The sequence below is a fragment of the Dietzia sp. DQ12-76 genome, from assembly GCF_014145045.1.
Lineage (GTDB): Bacteria > Actinomycetota > Actinomycetes > Mycobacteriales > Mycobacteriaceae > Dietzia.
In genome coordinates, this window is the sequence record NZ_JAALDV010000272.1 from 1 (window position 1) to 8098 (window position 8098).

Genomic DNA, 8098 nt, shown 5'->3' on the forward strand with positions numbered 1-8098 from the left:
ATCCGGTCTCGGCGGCGTACTGCGACCGTGCGGTGGCGGCGTTCTGCGACGCCGGCAGGGTCACGGCGGCCTCCTCCGTCGCGGACGCGGTCCGGTCCCAGGCCGAGCGTGCCCGAGGCCTGCCCGCCGTGGACCCCCTCGCGAGTCTGTTCCACGATGACGAGTTGGACGGTGAGCGCGAGCACAGGACGATCCGACACCTCGGTATGGTGTTGAGCGCGGACGAGGAGTTCGTCCGCGTGACCGCGGGTCCGCTCGTGGACGTCGAGTGGATCTCCGATCGCGGTCGGGACACGCTCGGCGCCGCACCGGCCCCGTTGAGCGGAAGGGTGGCCGCGCTCATGGCACGGACAGAGCTCTCCGCCGCGTATTACCTGGTGGGGGGGCTCTAGACCCGTGGTGGCTCTCAGCCCGGTCGTCCAGGCGTACGCGTGGGGATCCCGGACCGCGCTCCCCGAGTTGTGCGGGACGCTCTCCCCGGCACCGCACCCGGTCGCCGAGCACTGGTTCGGTGCCCACGACTCCGGCTCGTCGCTCTGCGCGGACGGGCGGGGGTTGGACGCACGGATCGCCGCAGACCCCGAGGGTGAACTCGGTGCCCGGGTGGCCGCGCAGCACGGCGGAGGGTTGCCGTTCCTCGTCAAACTCCTGTCCGCCGAGCAGGCGCTCTCGCTGCAGGCACATCCGTCCCCGGAGCGGGCGAGAGAGGGGTTCGCCGCGGAGGACGCGCGGGGGATCGCCCTGCACGCACCGGATCGCAACTACCGCGACACCAACCACAAGCCCGAGATCCTGGTGGCCCTGACCGAGTTCCACGCGCTGGTGGGATTCCGTCCCGTGGCCCGGACCGTGGAGTTGTTGGACGCGTTGGACGTCTCCGCGCTGCGCCCCTACCGCGCGATGTTGGACGGACAGCCGGACGCCGAGGGCCTGCGCGCCGTATTCACGACCTTTGTGACGATGCCGCACTCTGCGCTGGCGACGGTGGTGGCGGACCTCGTCACCGGGGCCGTCGACTACCTCACGGTGGAAGGCGTCGCCGGGCGGTGGTCGCACGAGGCCACGACCGTGGTGGAACTGGCCGAGCGCTACCCCACGGACCCGGGGGTCCTGGGTGCCCTGCTGCTCAACAGGGTGGTGCTCCTCCCGGGGGAGGCCGTGTACCTGGGACCAGGTCAGCTCCACGCCTATCTCCGCGGGGTGGGGGTGGAGGTGATGGCCAACTCGGACAACGTCCTGCGCGGGGGGCTGACGCCCAAGCACGTCGACGTCCCGGAGCTGATGCGCGTGCTCGCGTTCGACCCGCTGGTGGACCCCACGGTCCGCCCGGTCCGGGCAGACCGCGGGATACCGGGGGAGATGGACTACCCCACGCCGGAGCCGGACTTCGCGCTCTCGCGCATCGAGCTCCCCGCCGCCTCCGGTCCCGTCGGCTATCCCACAGACGGGCCGGAGATCCTGTTGTGCACCTCCGGGCGAGTGCGCGTGGCGGAGAACGGGACCACGGAGACACTGGGGCCCGGCCACGCGGTGTGGGTGCCCGCCTCGACTCCGGAGGTCGTGCTGGAGGCCGTGGACGGGGCGACCGTCTTCCGCACCCGTGTCGGAGATCCGGCGACGGGGACGCCGCACCGGTAGAGCGCCCCGCTACTGTGGTGCGGGAGTCTTTCCACGAATCACGAGGAGCTGGTCGCACACATGTCCGCTGATCTGCAGGTGCAGTCCGTCAACGGTCTCGAGTTCAAGGTGGCGGATCTGTCGCTGGCGGAGGCGGGCCGCAAGCAGATCCGTCTGGCCGAACACGAGATGCCCGGTCTGATGGCGCTGCGGGAGGAGTACGGGGAGCAGCAGCCGCTGGCCGGCGCACGGATCGCCGGGTCGATCCACATGACGGTGCAGACGGCGGTGCTGATCGAGACCCTGACCGCGCTCGGCGCGGAGGTCCGGTGGGCCTCGTGCAACATCTTCTCCACCCAGGACGAGGCGGCCGCCGCCGTCGTCGTGGGCCCGGAGGGAACCCCCGAGGCCCCGTCGGGCGTGCCGGTGTTCGCGTGGAAGGGCGAGACGCTCACCGAGTACTGGTGGTGCACCGAACAGATCATGACCTGGCCGGGCGCCGATCCCAACATGATCCTCGACGACGGCGGCGACGCCACCATGCTCGTGATCAAGGGCAAGGAGTTCGAGCAGGCCGGGGCCGTGCCGTCGGACGACCCCGCCTGGTCCGCGGAGGAGAAGGTCTTCCACGCTCTGCTGCGCGAGTCCGTGCCGGCCCACCCGGGCAAGTACACGGCCATCGCCGAATCCGTCCAGGGCGTGACCGAGGAGACCACCACCGGCGTGCACCGCCTGTACCACTTCCACTCCGAGGGGGTGCTGCCGTTCCCCGCGATCAACGTCAACGACGCGGTGACCAAGAGCAAGTTCGACAACAAATACGGCACCCGCCACTCGCTGCTGGACGGCATCAACCGCGGCACCGACGCCCTCATCGGCGGCAAGAAGGCCCTGGTCTGCGGGTACGGCGACGTGGGCAAGGGATGCGCCGAGGCCCTGGCCGGTCAGGGCGCGCGCGTCCAGGTCACCGAGATCGACCCGATCAACGCGCTGCAGGCGCTCATGGACGGCTTCGACGTGGTGACGGTCGACGAGGCCATCGAGTCGGCCGACATCATCATCACCGCCACCGGCAACAAGGACATCATCACCTTCGACCACATGACGCGGATGAAGAACAAGGCGATCCTGGGCAACATCGGCCACTTCGACAACGAGATCGACATGGCCGGACTGGAGTCCGCCGAGGGCGTCACGCGCATCAACATCAAGCCCCAGGTCGACGAGTTCGTCTTCGATGATGACGGCCGCTCGATCATCGTGCTGTCCGAGGGCCGTCTGCTCAACCTCGGCAACGCCACCGGCCATCCCTCGTTCGTCATGTCCAACAGCTTCTCCGACCAGGTGATCGCCCAGATCGAGCTGTTCAGCAACGCCGACCAGTACCCGGTCGGGGTCCACCTGCTGCCCAAGATCCTCGACGAGAAGGTCGCGCGACTGCACGTCGAGGCCCTCGGTGGATCCCTCACCACGCTGGCCAAGGACCAGGCCGAGTACATCGGTGTGGACGTCGAGGGCCCGTACAAGCCCGACCACTACCGGTACTGACCCGCAGACCGGTGGTCGCGCGACTGGTCGTCGTCGAGGGGCTCGACGGTGCGGGCAAGAACACCCTGACGACCGCTCTGGTCGGTGAGCTCACCGACCGGGGTGTGTCGGTCGGTCGGCTCGCCTTCCCCCGGTACGGGACCCTGCACGCCGACCTGGCCGCGGACGCCCTGCACGGCGGTCAGGCCGGCGCCGCCGACTCGCCGCACGCGATGGCCCTGCTGTTCGCCCTGGACCGGCACGCGGCGCTGGGTGAGCTGCGCGACCTGATCGGCTCTCACGACGTTGTCTTGCTCGACCGCTACGTGGCGTCCAACGCCGCGTACACGGCGGCCCGGCTCGGCCCCGGCAGGCAGGACGAGGTTCTCCGCTGGATCGGTGAGCTCGAGTTCGACCGACTCGGGTTGCCCACACCGGACCTGCAGATCCTGCTCGACACCCCTGTCGCGCTGGCGGCCGAGAGGGCGGGATCCAGGGAGACGGCGGACCCGGGTCGGACCCGGGACCGCTATGAGAGGGACGCCGCTCTCCAGACCGCGACCGGGGAGATCTACCGTCGACTGGCCAGCACCGGATGGCGCTCGCCCTGGCAGGTGTCGGGCGTCGACCCCGATGTGCGACGGTTGGCCGACGTGGTGGTCGGACACTGAGCTGTCGGGCCCCGAGCCGAGGCGTGGGCCCGTCCCGCGCGCACGGGACGGGTAAGGTCTTCATGAACGCATGCCGACATACACGCCGACACAAGTGGTGACAATGACCCCGAAGATCCTCGTCGTCGACGACGACGCCGCCCTGGCAGAGATGCTCACCATCGTCCTGCGGGGCGAGGGGTTCGAGACCGAGGTCGTGGGCGACGGCGTCCAGGCCATCGAGACCTTCCGTGCGGTCCAGCCCGATCTGGTCCTGCTGGACCTCATGCTCCCGGGCCGGAGCGGGATCGACGTGTGTCGGGACATCCGCGGTGAGTCACGGGTGCCGATCGTCATGCTCACGGCCAAGACCGACACCGTGGACGTGGTCCTGGGACTCGAGTCCGGGGCCGACGACTACATCATGAAGCCGTTCAAGCCCAAGGAACTGGTGGCCCGCATCCGGGCGCGGCTGCGTCGCGGCGAGGACGAGCCGAGCGAACTCCTGCACATCGGGGACGTGAGCATCGACGTGCCCGCCCACACCGTGACGCGGGACGGGACCCCCATCCCGCTCACCCCGCTCGAATTCGACCTGCTCGTGGAGCTCGCGCGAAAGCCCCGCCAGGTCTTCACCCGCGAGGTCCTCCTCGAACACGTGTGGGGCTACCGCCATTCGGCCGACACCCGGCTGGTCAACGTCCACGTCCAGCGCCTGCGGGCCAAGATCGAGAAGGACCCGGAGAACCCCGAGGTCGTCCTCACCGTTCGCGGCGTCGGGTACAAGGCCGGTCCGGTCTCGTGATCGACCGTCGCACGGACGACGCGTCGGCGTCCTCCGGCGACGAGCGCGACACCAGGGACGTGGCCGACTCGTCGCCGACGCTCAGAGAGCGACTCCGGGACCTGGATCTCACGGTCCTGGGGATGCGGATCGCCCGGATGTGGCGGCGTTCCCTCCAGCTCAGGGTGGTCACCTCCACCCTGGCGCTGTCCATGGGGGTGATCCTCACGATCGCGTTCATGCTGCAGAGCCAGATGGCCGCCCAGTTGCTCTCCACCAAGCTGGACGCCGCGGTCGAGCAGACGGGCAGGCTACGGGTCACCGTCGAGGCGCAGATCGCCGCGACCGACGAGGGGACGAGCGAGCAGTCCCGTCTCGACCAGGCGCGAAGCGCCCTGGGGGAACGGGGAATCGCCGCGGAGGGTGAATCCGTCCACGCGGGGACCTTCGAGCCGATCCTGGTGGTCCCCGACCAGACCGGCCGCGGGCAGGTCGTCAGCCCGGCCGACGCGCGGGTGCCGGCGGATCTCCAGGCGCTGGTGCAGCGGGGACTCGTGGCGCAGAAGATCGAGCCGGTCGTGTTCCGCGACGAGGAGACCTCGGCGCTCATCATCGGCACCCCCACGGACTCCTCGATCCCCGGTCTCGAGCTCTACCTGGTCTACCCGCTCATCGCCGAGGAACAGACCCTCGGGATCATGCGCGGGATCGTCGCGACCGCGGGCCTGGCGATCATCGTCCTCAGTGCGGCGATCGCGTGGATGGTCGCCCGACAGGTGGTGCTCCCGGTCCGCCAGGCGGCGTCGATCGCGCAGCGGTTCGCCAACGGCCACCTCAAGGAACGGATGGTGATCCGGGGAGAGGACGATGTCGCCCGACTGGCCATGGCGTTCAACGACATGGCGCAGAGCCTGTCCGATCAGATCACTCAGTTGGAGGAGTTCGGGGACCTGCAGAAGCGGTTCACCTCGGACGTCTCCCACGAGCTGCGTACTCCGCTGACCACGGTCAGGATGGCGGCCGACATCATCTCCGACTCGGCCGGGGACCTGGATCCCCCGACCAAGCGCGCGGTGGAGTTGCTGGAGTCCGAGCTCGACCGTTTCGAGAGCCTGCTCACCGACCTCCTCGAGGTCTCCCGCCACGACGCCGGTATGGCGGAACTGTCGGTGGCATCGTTGGACGTCCGGGGGGCGGTCGAGGACGCGGTGTCCACCGTGTCGCACATCGCGGAGTCCGCGGGAGTGCAGGTGGAGCTGGACATGCCGTCCGAACCGGTGATGGCCGAGGTGGACTCCCGTCGGGTCGAGCGCATCCTGCGCAACCTCATCGCCAACGCCCTCGACCACTCTGAGTCCAAGCCGGTGCGGGTGACTCTCCGGGGGTCGGAGGCGGCCCTCGCGGTCTCGGTCCGCGACCACGGGGTGGGGCTCAAGCCCGGCGAGGAGTCGCTGGTGTTCAACCGCTTCTGGCGCGCCGATCCGTCACGGGTCCGTCGGTCGGGCGGGACCGGGCTCGGTCTGGCGATCGCGCTCGAGGACGCCAAGCTCCACGGCGGTCGTCTGGACTGCTGGGGGAGCCCGGGCGAGGGGTCGTGCTTCCGCCTGACCATTCCCCGTCGGCACGGCGGCACCCTCACCTCGAGCCCGCTGCCGCTGACGCCGGAGGACGAGGCGCGGCTGGTGCGGACCGGGTCCCCGACGCCCCTGGCGCGTGTCCCCGGTTCCGAGGAGGTCCGTTCGTGAGCCGCAGCCGGGCCTTCCTCGTCGCGATCGCGACGATCTGCGCCACCGTGCTGGCCGCGACCGGCTGCGCGACCCTGCCCTCGTCGTCATCCCCCCAGGTCATCGACACCTTCTCTCCGTCCGGTGCCGGGCTGGCCGTCCCCACCCCGGTTCCCGACCAGGAACCGGACCTCCTGGTCCGCGACTTCCTCAAGGCCGCGGCGATCGCGGACCAGCGCCACGCCGCGGCCCGGCAGTTCCTCACCCCGGAGGCGGCGGACACCTGGGACGATTCGGCGGAGACCACCATCGTCCTGCGGGCAGATCTCAGCGCCGAGGGCGGCCGCGGCGCCGACCGGGCGGAGTACACCCTGCGCGCCGAGAAGGTCGGGTCGCTCGACCCCGGTGGCATCTTCAGGGAGGACGTCGGGCAACTCGAGGTGACGATCGGCCTGGCCCGGCAGGACGGCCAGTGGCGGATCGACCGGCTTCCCCCGGGTGTCGTGATCGAGCGGACCGAGTTCGTCTCCACCTACGCCCAGCGCGACCTGTTCTTCCTCTCCGGATCCGGTGACTCGCTGGTACCGGACACGCGGTGGACCGCCGCGGACCGGACCGATCTGGAGTTCTCGCTGGTCAACCTGCTCGCCACCGGGCCCCGACCGGGCCTCGAGTCCGCCGTCCTGTCCCGGATCCCGGCATCGGTCTCGGTTCGCCCCGACGATTCCGCCGATGGGCAGCAGGGAGCCGGGACCGCCATCGACTTCACGGGCCTGCCGGTGCTGAGCAGCCAGGCCACCACGCAGTTCGCCGCGCAGGTCGTGTGGACCCTGGCCCGCGCGGACGTTCCCGGGCCGTACCGGCTCGAACGCGACGGCGCGCCGCTCGACGAACGCTTCGTCGACGGGTGGACGACGGAGGACGTACGGACGTTCGACCCGTATCCGCCGGTCGAACCGATGCGCTACGCGCTCACCGCCGCCGACGGCCTGGTGAGATTGGACGCCTCCGGCGCCAGACCGGCGGGCGGCCCGTGGTCGCAGGTCCGCGGGGGACGGAATGCGACCCTGTCGCACGACGGGGAAGCGCTGGCGGTCATCGCCGGCGAGGACCCCGCGGCGCCCCAGCGGTTGCTCATCGGCGCGGTCGACGGCGAGCCCGACGAAGCCCTTGTCGCCCGGACCCTCACCGGGCCGACCTTCCACCCCGTGGACGGGCGCGCCTGGGTGATGGTCGACGACACGAGGCTGGTGCGGGTGGGCATCGGGGTGCAGGCCCCGTCCGTCCAGGAGATGGACGGCGCCCCGCTCCGCGCCCTGGGCTCCCGGTTCACCGGTCTGAGGATCGATCCGTCCGGGGCGCAGCTGGCGGTGGTGGTCGACGGCAAGGTGTTCATCGGCGCCCTCTCCGCGGAGACCGGGCAGCCGCTCGCCGGGACGTTCCGGCAGATCGGCAGGGCGTTGGGGGAGACGGCCGCCGTCGTGGCGTGGCGGGACCGCTCGACGGTCGTGATCGGTCAGAACACCACTGAGGTACCCGTCACCACGATCACCGTCGACGGCGCGATGACCACGCCGCTGTCCCAGCGCAACATCGCCGGACCCGTCACGGCGGTCGCCGCCGCGGGCCGCGAGGTGTACGTGGTGGACCAGAGGTCCCTGCTGAGGCTCGACACGGTGGCCGAGACCGGGGACCGCTACTGGCGGGAGATCAACGGACTGGCCGCCATCCGGGCGGACCCGGTCGTCGCGGGCTGACGAGTGCCGGCGGGGGCCGACGGGAGACGCGGGCGCCCA

The 8098-nt window shown here is 70.6% G+C and carries 6 protein-coding genes and 1 pseudogene; all 7 read left to right on the plus strand.

The genetic code is table 11. From position 1 onward, the window contains the following. Nucleotides 1-392: pseudogene (locus G6019_RS10045) on the plus strand (hypothetical protein); the annotation flags it as partial. Nucleotides 393-396: 4 nt separating this feature from the next. After that, nucleotides 397-1638 (plus strand): mannose-6-phosphate isomerase, class I, encoded by a 1242-nt coding sequence (gene manA / locus G6019_RS10050; RefSeq protein WP_107755932.1) that lies wholly within the window; start codon nt 397-399, stop codon nt 1636-1638. A gap of 60 nt (nt 1639-1698) precedes the next feature. Beyond that, the gene (ahcY, locus tag G6019_RS10055; protein WP_107755933.1) at nt 1699-3165 is read left to right on the plus strand and encodes an adenosylhomocysteinase; all 1467 of its coding nucleotides are present in this window, start codon (nt 1699-1701) and stop codon (nt 3163-3165) included. A gap of 11 nt (nt 3166-3176) precedes the next feature. Further along, nucleotides 3177-3815, plus strand: a complete 639-nt coding sequence (locus G6019_RS10060) for a dTMP kinase (protein ID WP_107755934.1) — start codon at nt 3177-3179, stop codon at nt 3813-3815. Between the two features lie 103 nt (nt 3816-3918). Further along, nucleotides 3919-4599, plus strand: a complete 681-nt coding sequence (gene mtrA / locus G6019_RS10065; protein ID WP_107755935.1) for an MtrAB system response regulator MtrA — start codon at nt 3919-3921, stop codon at nt 4597-4599. After that, nucleotides 4596-6323, plus strand: a complete 1728-nt coding sequence (gene mtrB, locus G6019_RS10070; protein WP_107755936.1) for an MtrAB system histidine kinase MtrB — start codon at nt 4596-4598, stop codon at nt 6321-6323. Before mtrA ends, mtrB begins: the two co-directional genes overlap by 4 nt. Further along, a complete protein-coding gene (locus G6019_RS10075; protein ID WP_182612907.1) occupies nt 6320-8059 on the plus strand; it encodes an LpqB family beta-propeller domain-containing protein in 1740 nt (579 codons plus the stop codon). Before mtrB ends, G6019_RS10075 begins: the two co-directional genes overlap by 4 nt. The last annotated feature ends 39 nt before the right edge of the window (nt 8060-8098 follow it).